The organism is Planotetraspora sp. GP83, assembly GCF_041262585.1.
Lineage (GTDB): Bacteria > Actinomycetota > Actinomycetes > Streptosporangiales > Streptosporangiaceae > JAOEGB01.
The window spans coordinates 212,416-231,512 of record NZ_JBGCBZ010000001.1 but is presented as its reverse complement, the minus strand read 5'-3'; the positions used below and the strand labels follow the sequence as shown (position 1 = coordinate 231,512).

At 70.1% G+C, this 19,097-nt stretch carries 18 protein-coding genes; 7 read left to right on the top strand and 11 right to left on the bottom strand.

Going from position 1 to position 19,097, the window contains the following annotated elements:
* Positions 1-113: 113 nt before the first annotated feature.
* Complete coding sequence (locus ABH927_RS01135; RefSeq protein ID WP_370017510.1) at positions 114-959, bottom strand: NAD(P)H-binding protein; 846 nt, start codon at positions 957-959, stop codon at positions 114-116.
* Positions 960-1,094: 135 nt separating this feature from the next.
* Between ABH927_RS01135 and ABH927_RS01130 the strand changes: the two genes are divergently transcribed.
* On the top strand, positions 1,095-1,505 hold the full coding sequence (locus tag ABH927_RS01130; protein WP_370017509.1) for a winged helix-turn-helix transcriptional regulator: 411 nt from the start codon (positions 1,095-1,097) through the stop codon (positions 1,503-1,505).
* A 49-nt stretch (positions 1,506-1,554) separates the two neighbouring features.
* On the top strand, positions 1,555-2,154 hold the full coding sequence (locus ABH927_RS01125; protein WP_370017508.1) for an RDD family protein: 600 nt from the start codon (positions 1,555-1,557) through the stop codon (positions 2,152-2,154).
* 50 nt (positions 2,155-2,204) lie between these two features.
* On the opposite strand, the gene ABH927_RS01120 is transcribed toward ABH927_RS01125, so the two are convergent.
* Positions 2,205-3,008: an inositol monophosphatase gene (locus tag ABH927_RS01120; RefSeq protein WP_370017507.1), complete on the bottom strand. Its 804-nt coding sequence runs from the start codon at positions 3,006-3,008 to the stop codon at positions 2,205-2,207.
* Positions 3,009-3,229: 221 nt separating this feature from the next.
* On the opposite strand from ABH927_RS01120, the gene ABH927_RS01115 reads away from it, so the two are divergent.
* The 3 genes from ABH927_RS01115 (at position 3,230) to ABH927_RS01105 (ending at position 5,889) form a co-directional block, all read left to right on the top strand.
* Positions 3,230-3,826 (top strand): hypothetical protein, encoded by a 597-nt coding sequence (locus tag ABH927_RS01115; RefSeq protein ID WP_370017506.1) that lies wholly within the window; start codon positions 3,230-3,232, stop codon positions 3,824-3,826.
* Positions 3,813-4,163: a winged helix-turn-helix domain-containing protein gene (locus ABH927_RS01110; RefSeq protein WP_370017505.1), complete on the top strand. Its 351-nt coding sequence runs from the start codon at positions 3,813-3,815 to the stop codon at positions 4,161-4,163. The genes ABH927_RS01115 and ABH927_RS01110 overlap by 14 nt, the downstream gene beginning before the upstream one ends.
* Before the next feature lie 205 nt (positions 4,164-4,368).
* Entirely contained in the window at positions 4,369-5,889 is a 1,521-nt protein-coding gene (locus ABH927_RS01105) for an alpha/beta hydrolase (RefSeq protein WP_370017504.1), read from the top strand.
* Between the two features lie 198 nt (positions 5,890-6,087).
* Here the strand turns inward: ABH927_RS01105 and ABH927_RS01100 are convergent, their stop codons facing one another.
* The 4 genes from ABH927_RS01100 to ABH927_RS01085 form a co-directional block, all read right to left on the bottom strand.
* Positions 6,088-6,801, bottom strand: coding sequence for a ribonuclease HII (locus ABH927_RS01100; RefSeq protein WP_370017834.1), 714 nt, complete (start codon positions 6,799-6,801; stop codon positions 6,088-6,090).
* On the bottom strand, positions 6,788-8,698 hold the full coding sequence (gene ftsH / locus ABH927_RS01095; protein WP_370017503.1) for an ATP-dependent zinc metalloprotease FtsH: 1,911 nt from the start codon (positions 8,696-8,698) through the stop codon (positions 6,788-6,790). Before ftsH ends, ABH927_RS01100 begins: the two co-directional genes overlap by 14 nt.
* Positions 8,699-8,798: 100 nt before the next feature.
* The gene (locus tag ABH927_RS01090) at positions 8,799-11,132 is read right to left on the bottom strand and encodes an FtsX-like permease family protein (protein ID WP_370017502.1); all 2,334 of its coding nucleotides are present in this window, start codon (positions 11,130-11,132) and stop codon (positions 8,799-8,801) included.
* Positions 11,129-11,839: an ABC transporter ATP-binding protein gene (locus tag ABH927_RS01085; protein WP_370017501.1), complete on the bottom strand. Its 711-nt coding sequence runs from the start codon at positions 11,837-11,839 to the stop codon at positions 11,129-11,131. The genes ABH927_RS01090 and ABH927_RS01085 overlap by 4 nt, the downstream gene beginning before the upstream one ends.
* A gap of 153 nt (positions 11,840-11,992) precedes the next feature.
* On the opposite strand from ABH927_RS01085, the gene ABH927_RS01080 reads away from it, so the two are divergent.
* Both ABH927_RS01080 and ABH927_RS01075 read left to right on the top strand, forming a co-directional pair.
* Positions 11,993-12,883, top strand: a complete 891-nt coding sequence (locus ABH927_RS01080) for a sensor histidine kinase (protein ID WP_370017500.1) — start codon at positions 11,993-11,995, stop codon at positions 12,881-12,883.
* The gene (locus ABH927_RS01075) at positions 12,880-13,593 is read left to right on the top strand and encodes a response regulator (RefSeq protein WP_370017499.1); all 714 of its coding nucleotides are present in this window, start codon (positions 12,880-12,882) and stop codon (positions 13,591-13,593) included. The genes ABH927_RS01080 and ABH927_RS01075 overlap by 4 nt, the downstream gene beginning before the upstream one ends.
* Positions 13,594-13,640: 47 nt before the next feature.
* Here ABH927_RS01075 and ABH927_RS01070 read toward each other — a convergent pair whose 3' ends face one another.
* The 5 genes from ABH927_RS01070 to ABH927_RS01050 all read right to left on the bottom strand — a co-directional run bounded on the left by ABH927_RS01070 (position 13,641) and on the right by ABH927_RS01050 (position 19,007).
* Positions 13,641-14,549, bottom strand: a complete 909-nt coding sequence (locus tag ABH927_RS01070; protein ID WP_370017498.1) for a pentapeptide repeat-containing protein — start codon at positions 14,547-14,549, stop codon at positions 13,641-13,643.
* 93 nt (positions 14,550-14,642) lie between these two features.
* The gene (locus ABH927_RS01065) at positions 14,643-17,033 is read right to left on the bottom strand and encodes an ATP-binding cassette domain-containing protein (RefSeq protein ID WP_370017497.1); all 2,391 of its coding nucleotides are present in this window, start codon (positions 17,031-17,033) and stop codon (positions 14,643-14,645) included.
* Positions 17,034-17,160: 127 nt separating this feature from the next.
* Positions 17,161-17,571, bottom strand: coding sequence for a VOC family protein (locus tag ABH927_RS01060; RefSeq protein ID WP_370017496.1), 411 nt, complete (start codon positions 17,569-17,571; stop codon positions 17,161-17,163).
* Positions 17,572-17,576: 5 nt separating this feature from the next.
* Positions 17,577-18,026: a helix-turn-helix transcriptional regulator gene (locus tag ABH927_RS01055; RefSeq protein ID WP_370017495.1), complete on the bottom strand. Its 450-nt coding sequence runs from the start codon at positions 18,024-18,026 to the stop codon at positions 17,577-17,579.
* A gap of 183 nt (positions 18,027-18,209) precedes the next feature.
* Entirely contained in the window at positions 18,210-19,007 is a 798-nt protein-coding gene (locus ABH927_RS01050; protein WP_370017494.1) for a TetR/AcrR family transcriptional regulator, read from the bottom strand.
* Positions 19,008-19,097 lie beyond the last annotated feature (90 nt).

The window sequence follows — 19,097 nt, the reverse complement described above, 5'->3', positions numbered from 1 at the left end:
GCTACACGACGGATGGCGGCGGCGACGGGTGGCGCCGCCGTCATCGAGCGCCCTTGGCGCCGGTTCCGTTCGCGTGTTCTCCGGCGGTCAGGCCCGGGCCGGCAGCTCAGGTCCTACCGGAAGGCGGCGATGTTGCGCCGGGCCCAGTCGGCGAAGGTGCTGGGCGCGCGGCCGAGGACCCGCTCGACGTCGGGGCTGACACGCTGCTCGGCGGGAGTGGGCTCGCCGAGGATGGCGAGGGTGGTCTCTACCACGGGCTCCGGCATGAACCGCAGCATCTGCGCGCGGGCCTCGTCGCGGGTCAGCTGGGCGAACCGAATCGGCTCGCCGAGCGCGTCGCCGAGCGCCTCGGCTTGTTGCCGGGGTGTCGTGAGGGCGGGCCCGGTCAGCTCGTAGATCCGCCCGGCGTGGCCGTCCTCGCGCAGGGTGGTGGCGGCGACTTCCGCGATGTCGGCCGGGTCGATGGTCGGCAGGCCGACGTCACCGAACGGCGCGGCGATGGTCCGTTGGGCACGGACCGACTCGGCCCAGGCGTAGGTGTTGGAGTTGAAGCCGCCAGGCCGCAGGATCGTCCAGTCCAAGCCCGACTGGCGGACGGCGTCCTCGATGGACCGTCCCACGTCCCCGTGGGAGGCCGACTGCGGCCGGGTCGCGACTCCCTGGGAGGACAGCAACACGACCCGTCCGATTCCGCCGGCTTTGGCGGCGTCGAGGATGTCCGGCGGGCTCAGCAGATGCGCAGTGGCGCCGCCGTTCTGCAGGAACAGCGCGTCAGCGCCGTCGAAGACGGGCCGGAGGCTCTCGGGGGCGGTCAGGTCGGCCTGCCGGTGCCGGACGCCTTCCGGCACGTCCGCGCCGGAGACCTGGCGGGACACCGCCGTCACGTTTTCACCGGCTGCCGCCAGGGCCCGCACGAGCGATCGGCCTACGTTGCCGGTCGCTCCCGTCACTACGATCATGCAAAGCTCCCAGGTCGTTCATCGTGGTGGTCCACGCCCCGAGTGGGGCGCGAACGTCGCGAGGCGGGGGTGGCCTCGCCGCGACCCCGTGACGCTAACACCACCGATATCGTAGGTACCTAGAGGAAAGTGACTATGTCGGAGGGATCCCACGTGGACGGCAGCGCACCCTGGACGACGACCGCGACGACCGATCCCGAGCTTGCCTGTCCGATCAGCCCGGTCGTGGACATCGTGTTCAGCCGGTGGACCACGCCGATCCTGTGGACCCTCAACGCGCACGGCCGGCAGCGGTTCGTTGAGCTGGAACGACGGATCACCACGATCACGCCGAAGGTGTTGACCCAGAGGCTTCGCCAACTGGAACGCGACGGCCTGATCGTGCGCACGTACCATCCAGAGATCCCCCCTCGGGTGGAGTACGAGATCAGCGAGTTGGGCCGCAGCCTCGCCCCTTTGTTCGCCCATCTCGCGGAATGGGCCACCACGAACCTCGGCAAAGTCGACCGGGCCCGGCACGACTACGACACCAAGCCGGCCCGATAAGGCGCTGCGCCACTTCCAGTGTCAGATCTCTTCCGGCACACTGGCCCGGGTGACGATCACCTCCCTCCCTCTTGCGGCAAAGCCTCTCGCCGCCAGGCGTCATCGTTTCGCCGCTCACTTCATTGACGGAGTGATTTACGGTCTCGCCACCGCGCCATTGACATTGCACCTTCACAGGGAGACGTCAGCCGCTGGAAGATCTGTTCTGACCACTTTCCTGGACCCCTACACAGGAAACCCCAGGTGGCCCGTCGAGGTCGCCGGGACCATCCTTTTCACCATCTATTTCTGGCTACTGCATGCCCGGTGGGGCCAGACGCTCGGAAAGCGGCTCTGCCGCCTGAAAGTCGTGTCCAGCGCGACCGGGGAAGCGCCCGGCATCCGCGATTCCGGGCTCCGCGCCCTCGTTCACCCCTTGCTGACGGCGATCCCGTATCTCGGGCCGGTTCTCTATCTCGCCGACGCGCTGTGGATCTTCGCGGACTCCGACAGGCGCTGCCTCCACGATGTGATCGCGAAGACCGTCGTGATCGACCTGCGGGATCCCCATAGGAGCCCTTCAGGCCGGTCGGGTCTTCTCATCGGGCTGGGCATCCTGCTCGCCCTCTTCATGGTCGTGGCAGTGGTCTCGACTCTGCTCGCCCGCTGACCCGTCCGGTCCGGGGCAGCGGGGGCCGGGTCGGGTCCCGGGACGCGTGATCACTTTCCGCCTGTGGCGCCGGCCAGGAGGGCACAGGCGGCCTCGTGAACCGCGTCACCGCAGGAGAAGACCGCTGTGCCGGTGAAGGGATGCGCCTGCCCGCGATCGCCGCTGAACCGGCCTCCGGCCTCGGTCACGATCAGCGACAGCGGGGCATAGTCCCAGAGCTCGCCGCCCACCTGCACCGCCATGTCCAGCTCCCCCGAAGCCACCAGCAGCGCGCCGTGCACGGACCAGCCCGTCACCACGGTGGCGTCCGCCAGCCTGTCCACTTCGGGCCGATGCCGTGCCGGGATCATGTCGATCGGCGGGAGGACCGCCACCCGGCACGAGCTCAGCGCTGCGGGCGGCTTCCCCACCCGTAGACGCCGTTCGCCGCTCACCCGTCCATCAATGAGGTCGGCGACGAAAGCGCCCTGGCCGCGCGCGGCGTACCAGAGCCTCCGCTGGGCCGGAACGACCGCGATCCCGATGACCACCTCCCCGTCCTCCTCCAGGGCGATCAACGTCTGCCAGCGATCGTCGGCCTGGACGAAGACGAGCGTTCCGTCGATGCCGTCGAGGATCCAGCGGCGCCGCCCTTGGCCGAGCTCACCGGTCTCCTCCCCGATGAAGGCGTCAGCCGGTCGATCGGCACGCAACACACGGCGGACCTCCTCCTCCACGGCCAGGTCCGCCTCGGTCACCACCGAACCATCGGCCTTGTGCTGCCGGGCAAGCTCCTGAACGCGTGCGAAATACCGCAGCCCCACCGCCGCACCGGCGACAGCGGCTCGCTGGGCCAGCACAAGGTCATCACGCATGCCGACGATCATGCCGCATCCTTCACACCCGGGCGGCATGAGGCGGGCCATGCCCCGGCCGTACGGCCTGTCGCGCGGTGCGCCCGGTGGCGGTGGTTCGTGGGCAGCCGCGGCCATGTCTTCGATGGGCTTCGATGTTTGTGGCGCAAACCAGTTGGCAGATATGTCGCCTAGAGGTATGGTGGTTGGCATCACCAACCAGTTTGGGGAGGATGGAAAGCATGGAACGCAAGAGCCTGGAGTCCGCGGCGGCGATCTACTCCTATATGCGAGGTCTTCTCTCCGTTCCGGCGGGGATCTTGTTAGTCCTCGCCGGGCTGAGCAATTTGCAATGGGGCCCGCTACGTCACGTCTGGGTGTTCGTGGGCGCGATGGTGCTGGCAGGGGCGACATATCTGCTCATCACGCGCTACTACAGCGAGAATTACGGGCGCGTCACTCCGTCAACGACGGCACAGGTGAGGGCCGTCGTCGTCACCCTCGTCAGCGCGGCGGTGGTCGTCGGCGGGGTGCGGTTGGACTGGACGTCAGATCTGCCGGTCAGCGGGACCACGGCCGCGTTCGCCCTGATCATGCTGTTTGCCTACGCCGTCAGTGTGCGGCTGAGAGCGCACCACGTGATCATCTGGGGTTCTCTGTTAGTGGCCGGCCTGCTGCCGATCTGGGGTTCCGTGGGAGCCGACGCCAAGATCAACGTGGGTCTCATCCTCGCGGGGATCGCCACCATCGCGACGGGGATCTTCGACCACGGCGCCCTCCGGCGCACCTTCGGGGCCCCCGGCGATCTGGACCACGGGAACAGCGATGCCGGGCAATAGCGACGAGGAACCGATCCTCGATCGGCTGATCCATGAGCCGGGCCGGTTGGCGATCCTGACGGTGCTGTCCTCGGTGAAAGACGCCGACTTCGTCTTCCTGCAGCGCGCCACCAGGCTGACCAAGGGAAATCTCTCCAGCCACCTCACCAAGCTCGAAGAGGCGGGCCTGGTGACGATCGAGAAGAGATTCGTGAACAGGAAGCCCAACACGAATGTCACACTGACAGCGATCGGCAAGGAGCGCATCGCTCATCACTGGGAACAGCTGGAACGCTTGCGGAACTTCTCGGAGAAATCCCTGCGGGAACTCCCGGAACTCCCGGAACTCCAAGAATAGGCCTGAGACAGGCCGTCGCGTTCAGACGCGGGGAGCACCGAAACGCACTCCAAGATCATCGTGATGTGGGCCGCCGAGCGGCAACTCGGCAGCCCACGAGATGGAAGCCGCACACCACGCCCGCGGGCGTGTCCTTACGCGCACATGCCTCCAACGGAAAGGAGAACAGCTCGTGCTGTTCACTGGCAAATCGATCATCAATCGTGTGAGCGCGTCCATCGTGACGACGGGAGCGATAGTCCTCATGGTCGGCGCGATCACCGGCTCCGGGCAGGGCGGAGCGGCGGCCGCCGGTACGGCGGAGCCGTACCACCCGGTGCCGCTGACCTGGGCCGCGTGCCCCACTCCGCCGGTCGCCCGGCCGGGCGAACCGCAGCCTCAACGTCTCGAGTGCGCGAAGCTGATGGTGCCGCTCGACTACGCCAAACCCCACGGCGAGACCATCCAGGTCGCCCTGGTCCGGGTCAGGGCCACCGACCAGCCCCACCGCCTCGGGTCGCTGGTGTTCAACTTCGGCGGCCCCGGCGCATCCGGGGTCGACGCGTTCACCGGCGGCGCCGCGGCCCAGTTCGCCAAGCTCGGCACTCGCTACGACCTGGTCAGCTTCGACCCCCGTGGCGTCGGCCGGAGCAGCCCGGTGACCTGCGTGGACGACAACTCGAAGGACGCCTTGACAGCGATGGACGCCAGCCCGGACGACGCCGGCGAAAGGGCGGCCTTCCGCGCCGCGAGCAAGGCTTTCATCGAGGGGTGTGAGAAACGGTCCGGCAAGGTCCTGCCGTACGTCGGGACGGTCAGCGCCGCGCGGGATCTGGACGTGCTGCGGGCCGCGCTCGGGGAGCGGAAGCTCAACTACTTCGGTTTCTCGTACGGGACCTGGCTGGGCGCCGGCTACGCCCACCTCTTCCCCGCCAATGTCGGCCGCGTCGTCCTGGACGGCGCCGTCGACACGAAGCTGGACCCGGTGCCGTTCTTCCTCGGGCAGGCGGCGGGCTTCCAGCGGGCGCTCGGCGATTACAGCCGGTGGGCCGCCCAGCAGCAGGGAGCCAAGACGACGAAGGATGCGGTAACCGCGAAGATCGCCGCGTTGCTGGACGGTCTGGACGGCAAGCCGCTCGCCACCGACAGCGGGCGCGAGCTGACCCAGAGGCTCGGCGAAGCCGGAGTCCTCGCGGCGCTCTACTCCAAGGCGGCGTGGCCCCTGCTCGCGCAGGCCATCGAGCGCGCGACCGCCGGTGACGGCACGATCCTGCTGGCCCTGGCTGACGCCCTCTTCCAGCGGAGCCCCGACGGGCACTACACCAACTACCTCGACGTCTCCGGTGCCATCTACTGCGCCAGCACCCCCCAGCGCTACACCGAGAGAGACATCGCCAAGGCGCTGCCCGCGTTCAAGAAAGCCTCCCCGGTCTTCGGGCCGACCCTGGCCTGGCGTCCCATGTCATGCACGGGGTGGCCGGTCGAGGGCGATGAGAACGCGCACAGGGTCGACGCCCCCGGCGCGCCGCCGATCGTCGTGATCGGCAACACCGGCGACCCCGCCACGCCCTACTCCTGGGCACCCGCGCTGGCCAAGCAACTCGGCTCCGGAGTGCTGCTCACGCTCAAGGGCGAGGGCCACGGCGCCTACCCCACCGGGGATGCCTGCATCCAGCGGGCCGTCGACGGCTACCTCCTGAACGGAGCCGTGCCCGCCAACGGCACCACCTGCCCCGGAACGCATTGAGTCGCCTCGGCAGACCCCGCCCGAGTGAGGTCTTCCCACACCCGGGCGGTCGTGGCGAACGCGCGATCATGGATGCGGTCACGCGACGCGCTCGGGCGGAGCGCGTGGCCGCGGCCTTCGACCGGCTCGGTATCGCCTCGGCCACCGCCTGACGCTCGACCGGACTCCGACCGGCACGCCCCGAAGCGCCGCCCGGGTTTACCCGAACAGTGACAACTGGCCCTCGCCGGCCAGGATGTTGCGGTGCTTCTTGAGATGCCGCCATTCAGGCAGATCGTCCATGTACGACCAGGACAACCGGTGATGCGGCGTCGGGCCGAGGGACGACAGAGCCTTCTGGTGGACCGGGGAGGGATAGCCCGCGTTGTCCGCGAAGCCGTAGTCATCGAAGCCGAGCGAGGCCATGAGGGCGTCGCGACGGACCTTGGCGATCACCGAGGCGGCGGCCACCGAGACGCACGACAGGTCGGCCTTCGTCTGGCAGCGGACCGCCCAGGGGGCGCCCAGGTAGTCGTGCTTGCCGTCCAGGATCACGGCGTCGGGCCTCTCGGGAAGCTCCGCCAGCGCCCGCCGCGCCGCCCGGCGCAGCGCCTCGGTCATGCCGAGGGTGTCGATTTCCTCCACCGACGCCTCGCCGTACCCGATGCCGGTGGCCCAGGACAGGATCTCCCCCGCGAGAGCCGTACGCCGCGAAGGGGAGAGCAACTTGGAGTCGGTGAGGCCCTGTGGGGGCGCGGAGAGGTCGGTCACCACGGCGCAGACCGCTACGGGACCGGCCCAGGCTCCCCTTCCCACCTCGTCGACACCGGCGACCAGGCGGGCGCCGCCGGTGGACGTGAGCAGGAGTTCCAGGTCATAGGAAGGGTCAACCGTCGTCACGGTCTCCGAAGCTACCGGATCACACGTCTCGATCACACGGCGCCCGGAGCACGCCGCTGACGGCGTCGCCGTCGACCGTCTCGTGCTCGATGAGGAGCGCGGCGAGCCGGTCGAGGGCGCCGCGGTGGGTGCGCAGCAGGTCGACCGCGCGCTTCTCGGCCTCGCCCAGCAGGCGGGCCACCTCCTCGTCGATGATCTGCTGGGTCCGTTCGGAGTACGGCTTGCGCCGGAAGTCATCCGCGTCCTCGCCCAGAAATGAAAGGCTGGTGGAGGAGTAGCCGACCGGGCCGAGCGCCGGTGACAGTCCGAAGTCGCGGACCATCCGAGTGGCGAGTTGGGTGGCCGAGGCGAGGTCGTTGGCGGCGCCGGTCGAGCCTTCGCCGAAGACGACGAGCTCCGCCGCCCGGCCGCCGAGCCGTACGGCGAGCAGATCGGTCAGGTAGCTCTCGCTGTAGAGGTGCCGCTCGGCCTCGGGCAGTTGCTCGGTGACGCCCAAGGTCATGCCCGCGGGCAGGATGGTGACCTTCGCCACCGGGTCGGCGTGCTCGGACAGCGTCGCGAGCAGGGCGTGCCCCGACTCGTGCACCGCCACCGACTGCCGCTCCTGCGGGAGCAGGGCATTGGACGTCTCGCGCCTGCCGAGCAGCACCCGGTCGCGGGCCGTGTCGAAGTCGTGCGCGCTGCTGGTCGTACGGCCGGCCCGGACCGCGTTGATGGCGGCCTCGTTGACCAGGTTCGCCAGGTCGGCGCCGGAGAACCCCGGCGTCGCACGGGCGAGGACGTCGAGGTCGACCTCCGGATCCAGATTCTTGCCCTCGGCGTGCACCGCGAGGATCGCCGCCCGTTCGGACTGGTTGGGCAGCGGCACGGTGACCTGCCGGTCGAATCGGCCGGGGCGCAGCAGCGCCGGGTCGAGGGTCTCCGGCCGGTTGGTCGCGGCCAGCACGACGATCCCGCTGCTCTGGTCGAAGCCGTCCATCTCCGACAGCAGCTGGTTGAGCGTCTGCTCGCGCTCGTCGTTGCCGCCGGCGACCACTCCCCCGCTGCGGCGGCCGCCGATGGCGTCGATCTCGTCGATGAAGATGATCGAGGGCGCGCGCTTGCGGGCGTCGGCGAACAGGTCGCGCACTCGTGAGGCGCCCACGCCGACGAACATCTCCACGAAGGCCGATCCGGTGACGGACAGGAACGGCACCGCGGCCTCGCCTGCGACCGCGCGGGCGAGAAGGGTCTTACCGGTTCCGGGCGGACCCACCATGATCACGCCTCGGGGCGGCTTGGCGCCCACCGCGGCGTAGCGGCCGGGGTCACGCAGGAAGTCGACCACCTCGCTGATCTCCTGCTTGACCCCGTCGTAGCCGGCGACGTCGCCGAGACGGGTCGTCGGCCGCTCCGCCTCGATGATCTTCGCTGCGGACCGGCCGAACCCTCCGATGCCGCCGGCGAGGGACTGTTGCGCCCGCCTCCCCGTCCAGACGAACAGGCCGATGAGCAGCAGCAGCGGCAGGAAGCTGAGGATGATCGATAGGAAGGAGCTTCCCGCCTGGACGGCGGTGATCTGGGCGCCGCCGGCCCGCAACTGCGTCTCCAACTGGCCGGCGCCGAGCGCGGTGGGGATCTGGGTGACGAACTTCGTGCCGTCCTTCAGGCTGCCGGTCACGCCGCCCTGGTCGTCGATCGTCACCGCCTTCACCTGTCCGGCGCTCACCTTCGCCACGAAGTCGCTGTACGGGTACGGCTTGGCCGACGATCCGCCGAATAACTGCGGCGCCAGCAGCCACAGCGCGACGATCATGATGCCGATCGGGATCAGCCAGCGTCGCCAGGCGGGAGGAGGCGGAGGCGCCGACGGGGGCGGGGGTTCGTTCGGCGGCCCTGGCTTCGCCGTACCCGTCGCATGCCGGCCACTCAGCCGAACCCGCGTGATCATCAGCCTGGTCTCCCGCTTTGTGAGAGTTCAACGATAGAGGAGGCATTTTCGATCGAGTCCGGGACCGGATCGGCTCGGGAGGCCGGTGCCGAGCAGCGGCCTACTCGTTGCGCAGCGTCTCCGAGATCGTGAGCCGGGCCGCCGAGCGGGCCGGGACGAAGGCGCCGAGGACCGCGATCGCCACACCGGCCAGAACCAGAAAGGCGAGCGCCGGCGCATGCCAGACGTCCATCATGGAGGCCGGGAGGCCGGAGCCGATCGCCTCGGTCATGGCTGGGATGATCAGGCGGTGCGCGCCGATCCCGAAGGGGACGCCGAGCAGTCCGCCGGCCACGCCCAGGGCGGCCATCGAGGTCGTCATCATCACCTTCACCTGACGTGGCGTCATCCCGATCGATTTGAGCATCCCCAGGTCGCGGCGGCGCTCCCGGGTGTTGAGGACGACGGTGTTGAAGACCCCGAGGGCCGCGACGGCGCCCAGCAGCAGGGTGAGGACCGAGGAGGAGCCGACGATGCTGACGGTGACGGCGTTCACGCCCCCGGAGGCCGACGGGTTGAGCCCGGGGTCGGCCGCCTTGACCGCGGCGTCGTAGGCGTTGACATCCGTACCGGGGGCTAGCTGGACCCAGTACTGGTTGGGCGCCTGTTCGGAGGCGAGCGCGGTCAGCGTTTCCTCGGTGGCGTTCAGCGAGTCCGCGTTGCCGCCCATCGTCTCGCCGACGATGGTCACGGCCTGCCGCCGGCCGTTCAGTTCCAGCGTGAGGAGGCCGCCGACCGCCATGCCGCGCTTGCGCAGGAACGGCGTCGGGGCGACGACCTCCCCGGGACCGCTCACCCAGCGGCCTTTCACCAGCGCGTCACCCGTGGCCGCCGAGTCCCCGCGCATGAACCAGCACCAGATGCGCTGAGCGTCCCCCACCATGTGGAGTCCGACCGGCGTCATGGCGGTCACCTGCGCCGCGCCGGGCAGGGACCGCAGCTTCGCCTCGATCTGATGGTCCGTCAGCTTCGGCGCGGTCCCGCCGTCCACCTGGGCGCCCATGTAGATCACGGTCTGGACGCGTCCACGCTGAGCGTCCATGAACGCGGTCACCGAGGAGGACAGGCCGGTCGCGAGCGTCACCGTGGTCACGCCCAGGACCAGGGATATCAGCGTCATCGCCGTACGGCCGGGGCGGGCGAACAGCAGGCCCAGGCCCAGGCTGACGGCGCGGGGCAGCCGGGTGCCGCTGAGCCGGCGCTGGACGCGCAGACCGCGCCCGGCGCTCGGGGCGGTGCCTGCGCTGATGGCCCGGGCCGCCGAGAGCCGGTGTGCGTGCAGCGCGGGGACGAGCGCGGCGAGCAGGATGACGGTCAGCATGCCCAGCATGGTTGTCACGCCGACCCAGGGGCTGAGAGTGGGAGTGAAGTATCCGGAGTCGAATCCCGCGAACACCATGTCCAGCAGGGGTTGTGCGGCCAGATAGCCGGCAACGGCGCCGATCACGCAGCCGACGCCCCCGGGGACCAGGACCATCACCAAGTACACCGAGGCGACCTGGTTCGGCGTGAATCCCAGTGACTTGAGCACCCCGATGTGCCGGAACCCCGAGACGACGGCGCCGCTGACCACGTTGCCGACGATCAGCACCGCCACCACCACCCCGAGGATGCCGAAGCCCATCAGAAATGGGACGTAGGCGGAGGCCGTGCTGGTCATGTCCCGCTTGACGGTGAGGTACGACAGTGAGGCGAGCAGTGAGCCCCGCGGCAGTCCGGATGTCACCCCCGCCAGGCCCGCCTTGACCTGGCGGTCCGTGCCGGCATGGCCGAACCGGTAGAGCATCTGGGTGGCCGTCGGGTGCAGGGCGCCCATCTGGCCGGGCCAGACCCAGGCGCCCGCGGTCTGGCTCAGGCTGGAGGCGAAGCCGACGATGGTGAGCGGCGGAGCGCCGGGGACGATGAGCCTGCTGCCGACCGCCTCGTTCGGTCCGTAGTGCTGACTCGGCGGCCGCATCAGGACAATCTCGCCAGGTCCGGTGACCCAGCGGCCGCCCCAGAGGTCGACGCGGTCCACCGGACCGCCCGGATCGGCGCGGCCCACAACCGTGATCGGTCCTGGCGGCGGGCTGTACGCGCCCTCGGTAGGCGGGGACGTGGTGGGCGGGGCGGTGAGGACGGCCTCGGCGAACGGCCCGGCGACCGCCTCGACCCCCGGCTGGTGGGCGCTCTGGGCGAGCCGCGCATCCGTGGCCTTGGCTGGGTCGAAGGCGGCGACGAGGTGGGCGCCACGCTGCTGGTCGAAGGTGCGGTCGAAAGGGGCCGAGGTGGCGTCGAGCAGGCCGAGGGCGACCACGAACGCGACGGTGGAGGTGAGGACGACGAGGCCGATGACGAACGTCTGCAGCCGGCGCCGCTTCACCGCCGCGCGCGAGGCCAGCCAGACGGCGCTCACGGGGCCGGCTCCAGGGAGCTCTCGCGGACCACGTGGCCGTCGGCCATCTCGACCAGGCGGTCGGCGCACCTGGTGGCCAGATGCTGGTCATGGGTGACGATCAAGAGGGTCTGGCCGATCTGGTTGAGGTCGATCAGCAGGTCCATGACCTGCTCGCCCGAGCGGCTGTCCAGGGCGCCGGTCGGTTCGTCGGCCAGCAGCAGCGCCGGACGGTTCATCAGCGCCCTCGCCACGGCGACCCGCTGACGCTCCCCTCCACTCAGCGCGGCCGGATAGACGTCCCTGCGGTCCGCCACGCCGAGTTCGTCGAGCAGCTCCAGCGCGCGCCGGCGGGCCTGCCGGGCCGGGGTCCCGGTGAGCTGCGCGGCCAGCGCCACGTTGTCCAGGGCCGGCAGGTCGTCGATGAGGTTGAAGAACTGGAAGATCATGCCGATGTGCCGCCGCCGGAACAGGGCCAGCCCGGTCTCGTTGAGCTTCCCCAGGTCCTGGCCGTGCACCTGGACGGTGCCGGAGGCCGGGCGGTCCAGCCCGGCCACCATGTTGAGCAGGGTGGACTTGCCGCAACCGGAAGGTCCCATCACCGCGACCGCGTCCCCGGCGTGAACAGTCAGCGACATGCCGTCCAGTGCCTTCGCCTCGCCGTACTCCTTGTGGACGTCGTCCAGCCGCACGACGACCTGCCGGGAGTCGTCCTGATCAGTGGTCATGCCATGAACCTAGAAGCGGCGGGACGGGTCCCGCGTCCCTCCACGGTGGCAATCCGTCCGGGCCCGTCATCTCGGAGATGTACGGGCCTGGCCCTGGAGGATGATGCGGATCGTGGTGCCGGCTGCCAAGCTGGCGGCGTGTGGGCTTCACCGGTGAGCTGGCTGATCATCGCCCTGGCCTCGGCCTGCGCCGCCGCCGGCTGGCTGGCGGTGGCGCTCATCCGGGAACGGCGGCTGCGCCGAGCGGCCATCGAGGAGCGCGGCTGGCTGCTGGAACGGGAGCGCGAGAGCGCGGCGCGGACCGCGGTCGACGCCGAACGGGCCAGAATCGCCGCGGAGCTCCACGACATCGTCAGCCACAACGTGAGCCTCATGCTCGTCCAGGCCGGGGCCGCCCGCGAGGTGCTGGCCACCATGCCGGACGAGGCCGCGGCCGCGATGAGCGCCGTCGAGGCCGCCGGGCGGAACGCGATGACCGAGCTGCGGCATCTGCTCGGGGTGCTCGCGCCCGCGCAGAACGGCGACGACGAGCCCTACGGCGCGGACCTGTCACCACACCTGTCGCCACACCTGTCGCCGCAGCCGAGCCTGAGCCGGCTCAGCCCGCTGATCGACAGGATCGCCTTCGCCGGCCTGCCCGTGGAGGTACGGATCTCCGGGGAGCCGCGCCCGCTGCCGGCCGGGATCGATGTCACGGCCTACCGGATCATCCAGGAGGCGCTGACCAACGCCCTCAAACACGGAGACGGGGCGAAAGCCGAGGTGACGGTGCGGTATGCGGACCACTACGTGCGAGTGGAGGTGCTGAACAGCGGGCCGAGCGTGCTGTCCGGCAGGTCGAGCATGCTGAACAGCGGGTCAGGCGTGCTGTCCGGAGACCGGCCCGCGCCGGAAGAGCCGGATTCAGGCCAGGCGGGCGGATCGGGACGCGGGCTGCTGGGCCTACGGGAGCGGGTCGCCCTCTACGGCGGCGACCTGGACGCCCGCCGCCGCCTGGGCGGCGGCTACCGCGTCCGCGCCCGGATACCGCTGGACCGGCCATGACCGCCGAGCCCGTCCCCCGGGTCGTGGTCGCTGACGACCAGGAGCTGGTCCGCACCGGCTTCCGCCTGATCCTGACCGCCCGCGGCATCGACGTCGTGGGCGAGGCCGCCGACGGGGCCGAGGCTGTGGCGGCGGTCCTTGAGCTGCGGCCCGACGTCGTGCTGATGGACATCCGCATGCCGACCATGGACGGCCTGGAAGCCGCCCGCCGCATACTCGCGCAGGCCCCGGAGTGCCGGGTGATCATGCTGACCACCTTCGACCTCGACGAGTACGTCTACGCCTCCCTCGCCGCGGGCGCCAGCGGCTTCCTGCTCAAGGACGTCACCCCCGCCCACCTGGCCGCCGCCGTACGCCTGGTTGACACCGGTGACGCGCTGCTCGCCCCCTCGATCACCCGCCGCCTGGTCGAGCGCTTCGCATCCGGCGACCACAAGCTCGGCGCGGGCCTCGAAACCCCGGCCGTCCACCGCGACCTGGCCGTGCTCACGCCGCGCGAGCACCAGGTGCTGACGCTGATGGGCCGGGGGCTGTCCAACCGCGAACTCGCGCGGGCGCTGACGCTCAGCGAGGCGACGGTGAAGACCCATGTCGCCCGCATCTTCGCCAAGCTCTCCCTCCGCGATCGGGCCCAGGCCGTCGTGCTCGCCTACGAGACGGGACTCGTCTCACCGGGCGAGTCCGTTGAGACCGTCACCCCTGGCGGATAGCCCACCCTCTTGCGCGTGCCCCGCTCCGGGGACCATCGGAACGGGCATCACCTCCGGCGTGGGACCCTCCTCCGCGGCCGGGAAGGTACGAGCGGTGGGGGGCTGCTCGGCGCGGACCAGTGCGCCGGACGAGTGAGCGACGGCGGCAGCTTCGTGGTGCGATCGCCCTTCGCCGCGTTGACCTGGAGCTGGGTGAGAAAGATGCCGCCGGTGAGGTCGGCGCCCGAGAGGTCGGCTCCCCTGAGGTCGGCGCCGATGAGGTCCGCCACCCTCAGATCGGCCCCTCGGAGGTCGGTGCCGATGAGATAGGCCCCTCTCAAGTCGGCGCCTCTCAGATCCGCGCCCCTGAGCTTGGCGCCGATCAGGTCGGCTCCTCTGCGGTCGACGGGCTCGCGCCGTACACCCTGTCGTACGAGTTCGCTCGCGCGCAGCAGCAGGACGTTGACCTGTCCTCGGTGCGCCGCCACGTCGAGCTCCATAAGCAGGTCGGGGCCGAGGCGCGTCAGCCGTTCGGTCTCCTGGAGAGCGAGGTGGATGTCGCCGTGTATCGCCCGCGCGGGCTCCAGCGTCAGTGCCTGGTCGAGGTACCAGAGCAGCTCATGGAGCTGCCGCATGACCGGGAACACCTCAAACATCGGCTTCGCGGTTTCCGGGTTCCGCCGCCAGTCCCGTCCGCCGAAGGTGACCTGGGAGACCTTCTGCCCCGCGCCGAAGCAGTCGTAGACGGTGCAGCCGGTGAACCCCCGCTGCCTCAGGTGCTGGTGAATGCCGCAGCGGAAATCCGATCGGAGATTGGCGCACGGCTCCCCGGCGGCCTTGTCGACCGCGAAGTCCGCCGAGGCCGCGAAGGGCAGCGCGACGCAGCACAGCCCGAAGCAGCTCGCGCAGTCGGCTCGCAGGCCGAGCCGGTCTCCGCTCTCGGGGCCGGGCTCCGCCTGGTCGTGCTCCTCGGACAACGTGCCTGTCTCCTCATGCGCCGCTTCCCCACGTGAACGTCGTCACATTACGCCCTCACGGAGGGTGCCGCTCCTTCGCCACCTGGGCCGCGGTCAGGTGCCGACGTAGGCCGCGAGGTGCTCGCCGGTGAGGGTGGAGCGGGCGGCGACGAGGTCGGCGGGTGTGCCCTCGAAGACGATCCGGCCGCCGTCGTGGCCGGCGCCGGGGCCGAGGTCGATGATCCAGTCGGCGTGCGCCATGACCGCCTGGTGGTGCTCGATGACGATGACCGACTTGCCGGAGTCGACGAGCCGGTCGAGCAGGCCGAGCAGCTGCTCGACGTCGGCGAGGTGGAGGCCGGTGGTCGGCTCGTCGAGGACGTAGACGCTGCCCTTGTCGGCCATGTGGGTGGCCAGCTTGAGCCGCTGCCGCTCGCCGCCGGACAGCGTGGTGAGCGGCTGGCCGAGGCTCAGGTAGCCGAGCCCGACGTCGGCGAGCCGCTCGAGGATGGCGTGCGCGGCCGGCGTGCGCGCCTCGCCGGAGCCGAAGAACTCCTCGGCCTCGATCACCGACATCGCGAGCACCTCGCTGATGTCGCGGCCGCCGAGGTGGTACTCCAGCACCGACGCCTGGAACCGCTTCCCCTCGCACTCCTCGCAGGTGATGGCGACGCCGGCCATCACCGCCAGGTCGGTGTAGATGACGCCGGCGCCGTTGCAGTTGGGGCAGGCGCCCTCGGAGTTGGCGCTGAACAGCGCCGGCTTCACGCCGTTGGCCTTCGCGAACGCCTTGCGGATCGGGTCGAGCAGTCCGGTGTAGGTCGCCGGGTTGCTCCGTCGCGAGCCGCGGATCGCGCCCTGGTCGACCGACACCACACCCGCGCCGGCGGGGATCGACCCGTGCACGAGCGAGCTCTTGCCGGAGCCGGCGACGCCGGTGACGACGACAAGCACCCCGAGCGGGACGTCGACGTCGACGTCGCGCAGGTTGTGCGCCGTCGCGCCGCGGATCTCCAGCGTGCCGGTGGGCTTCCGCACCGTCTCCTTGAGGGCGGCCCGGTCGTCGAAATGGCGGCCGGTGATGGTGCCGCTGGCCCGCAGCCCCTCGACGGTGCCCTCGAACCAGACGGTGCCGCCCGCCGTACCGGCGCCGGGGCCGAGGTCGACGACGTGGTCGGCGATCGCGATCGTCTCCGGCTTGTGCTCCACGACGAGGACCGTGTTGCCCTTGTCCCGCAGCCGCAGCAGCAGGCCGTTCATCCGCTGGATGTCATGGGGGTGCAGCCCGATGGTGGGCTCGTCGAAGACGTAGGTGACGTCGGTGAGGGAGGAGCCGAGGTGGCGGATCATCTTGGTGCGCTGCGCCTCGCCGCCCGACAGCGTGCCCGACGGCCGGTCGAGCGAGAGGTAGCCCAGCCCGATCTGCACGAACGAGTCGAGGGTGTGGCGCAGGGTCGTGAGCAATGGCGCCACCGACGGCTCGTCGAGGTCGCGCACCCACGCGGCGAGGTCGCTGATCTGCATCGCGCAGGCGTCGGCGATGCTGATCCCCTTGATCTTCGACGAGCGGGCCGCCTCGCTGAGCCGGGTGCCGTCGCACTCGGGGCAGGTGGTGAAGGTGACCGCCCGCTCCACGAAGGCGCGGATGTGCGGCTGCAGCGAGTCGACGTCCTTGGAGAGCATCGACTTCTGGATCTTCGGGATCACGCCCTCGTACGTCAGGTTGATGCCGTCGACCTTGATCTTGGTGGGCTCCTTGTGGAGCAGGTCGTGGAGCTCCTTCTTGGTGAACTTGCTGATCGGCTTGTCCGGATCGAAGAAGCCACAGCCGCTGAAGATGCGGCCGAACCAGCCGTCCATGCTGTAGCCGGGGATCGTGAGGGCACCCTCGTTGAGCGACTTGCTGTCGTCGTACAGCGCGGACAGGTCGATGTCGTTGACCGAGCCCCGGCCCTCGCACCGCGGACACATGCCGCCGGTGATGCTGAAGCTGCGCCGCTCCTTCACGGTCTTCCCGCCGCGCTCCAGCGTGACCGCGCCCGCTCCACTGATCGAGGCGACGTTGAAGGAGAACGCCTGGGGCGAGCCGATGTGCGGCTGCCCGAGCCGGCTGAAGAGGATGCGCAGCATCGCGTTGGCGTCGGTGGCGGTGCCGACCGTGGAGCGGGGGTCGGCACCCATCCGCTGCTGGTCAACGATGATCGCGGTCGTCAGCCCTTCGAGGACGTCGACCTCGGGACGCGCCAGCGTCGGCATGAAGCCCTGCACGAAGGCGCTGTAGGTCTCGTTGATCAGCCGTTGCGACTCCGCGGCGATCGTGTTGAACACCAGCGAGCTCTTGCCCGAGCCGGAGACGCCGGTGAACACCGTCAGCCGGCGCTTCGGGATCTCGATGCTGACGTCCTTGAGGTTGTTCACGCGCGCGCCGTGCACGCGGATCAGATCGTGGCTGTCGGCATCGTGCGGCGCAGGCGACTGCGTGTCCGTCCTCGCGGCCTTGCTCATCGTGTCTCCATCTGTGGGGCGGGGCCGCCTTCGCGGTTTGGCGTCGCCTGGCTCGGTATGACCAGCTTCGAGCGTAACGTCTGGTTCTCCTCCGTCGGCGCGGTCGCGGCAACGGTCGCCGGACGGCTCAGCGGAGCTCGTTGATGCGGATCAGGTTGCCCGAGGGATCGCGGAAGGCGCAGTCGCGAACGCCGTACGGCTGCTCGATCGGCTCCTGGACGACCTCGGCGCCGCCGGCCTGCAGCCGTGCGAAGACGCCGTCGAGGTCGGCGGTGGCCAGGGTGATGCGAGCGTAGGTGCCCTTGGCCATCATCTCGGCGATGGTGCGGCGCTCGTCGTCGGTGACGCCGGGGTCGGCGGCCGGCGGCTCCAGGACGATGGACGTGCCCGGCTGGTCGGCGGGGCCGACCGTGATCCAGCGCATCCCGCCGTATCCGACGTCGTTGCGGACCTCGAAGCCGAGGGTGTCGCGATAGAAGGCCAGGGAGGCGTCCGGGTCGTCATGCGGGAGGAAGGTCCAGTGAATGGTGATGTCCATGGCGGTCAGGCTAGTTGCGGCTCGGTGACCCGCGCTTCTCGATTCCTGATCGGTCGGGTCACCTGTTTCGCGACGCACGACGGCATCTCCGCCGTCGCGCGCGCCGCGTGGCGCCGGTAGACGCTGGGCGGCATACCGACCAGTTCGGTGAAGCGAGTGCTGAAAGTGCCCAGCGACGAGCAGCCGACCGCGAAACAGACCTCGGTGACACTGAGGTCGCCACGACGCAGCAGCGCCATCGCGCGCTCGATGCGCCGCGTCATCAGATAGGCGTACGGCGACTCGCCGTAGGCGAGCCGGAACTGGCGGCTGAGGTGCCCGGCCGACATGTTCACGCCGCGGGCGAGCGCCTCGACGTCCAGCGGCTGCGCGTACTCCCGGTCGATCCGGTCGCGGACGCGGCGCAGCCGCACGAGGTCGCGCAGGTGTTGCTCCGAGGCGGGTCTGCTGGTCACACGCGAATCGTACGTCGCGCCGGAGTTGGCATCGCCGGCTGGGCCAGGCCGTCCGGTGTCGTGGTCGGAGGCGTCCTCGCGCTCCGCCGGCCGCCGTTCCCGCTGGTCGTCATCGCGGCCGTGGCCACCACGGCGCTGCTCCGGCTCTGCGGCGTGGCCTGAGCCCGCTCGTGGTCGATACGGCTAGAGGGCGGCTCTGGCCATGGCCGCCTCGATCCCGTCGAGGAGGACGGTGAGACCCACCTCGAAGACCTCCCTCGCCTCCTGCTCCAGATAGGGGACGGTCTCGTCCTGGACCCGGAAGGCGCCTTGCCGTTCCAGCCAGGTCACCATCGGGAACCGTTCGGCGAAGTCCGACGCGACCTCCGTCAGCACGGCCGAACGGGCATACCACCAGTCCTCGTCCGACACCCCCGTCGCCTTCGGGGCCTGCCGTGTCTCCGCGATCGTCTGGGCCGCCCCCCGGACGAAGTGGATCAGAGCTCCGACGACGCGCCGCAGCACCCCGGCTTCCAGCCCGGTCTCGTGGAGGATCCGGACCACCGTCTCGAGCATGCCGTACTCGTTGGGCCCGAGGACCGGCCGCGCCTGCGACACCTGGAGCACCCACGGGTGCCGCAGGTAGAACGCCCATGTGTCCCTGGCCCAGGATGTCAGGGCAGCCCGCCAGCCCTCTTCGAGGTCGTAGTCTGCGGGCAGCTCCGCGAGGACCCGGTCGTGCATCAGGTCGACCAGCTCACTCTTGCTGGGAACGTAGGTGTAGAGCGCCATGGCCGTACGGCCCAGCCGCTCCCCCACCGCCCGCATCGACAAGGCCGCCATCCCCTCCGCGTCGGCGATGGCGACGGCCGCCCCGATGATCATGTCCACGCTGAGGCCCGGCTTGGGCCCCGGTCCGGTCCGCACATCCGCCGACCCCGCGGTCCGCCAGAGCAGAGCCATCGAACGGCGTGCGTCGCCCTGTCCGGCGTAAACAACCAAGTTGAAACTCCTTAGGGCATAAACTAACGTGGTCCGGCTATCTCTTTACAGTCTAAAGATATCGGGAGAGACGCCGGTGACCAGTGCTGA

What these genes read in the sequence shown, in the direction of transcription:
- ABH927_RS01065 (WP_370017497.1), bottom strand. Translation starts at nt 17,033, where the DNA reads ATGAGCAAGGCCGCGAGGACGGACACGCAGTCGCCTGCGCCGCACGAT.
- ftsH (WP_370017503.1), bottom strand. Translation starts at nt 8,698, where the DNA reads ATGATCACGCGGGTTCGGCTGAGTGGCCGGCATGCGACGGGTACGGCG.
- ABH927_RS01075 (WP_370017499.1), top strand. Translation starts at nt 12,880, where the DNA reads ATGACCGCCGAGCCCGTCCCCCGGGTCGTGGTCGCTGACGACCAGGAG.
- ABH927_RS01120 (WP_370017507.1), bottom strand. Translation starts at nt 3,008, where the DNA reads ATGCGTGATGACCTTGTGCTGGCCCAGCGAGCCGCTGTCGCCGGTGCG.
- ABH927_RS01130 (WP_370017509.1), top strand. Translation starts at nt 1,095, where the DNA reads ATGTCGGAGGGATCCCACGTGGACGGCAGCGCACCCTGGACGACGACC.
- ABH927_RS01060 (WP_370017496.1), bottom strand. Translation starts at nt 17,571, where the DNA reads ATGGACATCACCATTCACTGGACCTTCCTCCCGCATGACGACCCGGAC.
- ABH927_RS01085 (WP_370017501.1), bottom strand. Translation starts at nt 11,839, where the DNA reads ATGACCACTGATCAGGACGACTCCCGGCAGGTCGTCGTGCGGCTGGAC.
- ABH927_RS01110 (WP_370017505.1), top strand. Translation starts at nt 3,813, where the DNA reads ATGCCGGGCAATAGCGACGAGGAACCGATCCTCGATCGGCTGATCCAT.
- ABH927_RS01115 (WP_370017506.1), top strand. Translation starts at nt 3,230, where the DNA reads ATGGAACGCAAGAGCCTGGAGTCCGCGGCGGCGATCTACTCCTATATG.
- ABH927_RS01135 (WP_370017510.1), bottom strand. Translation starts at nt 959, where the DNA reads ATGATCGTAGTGACGGGAGCGACCGGCAACGTAGGCCGATCGCTCGTG.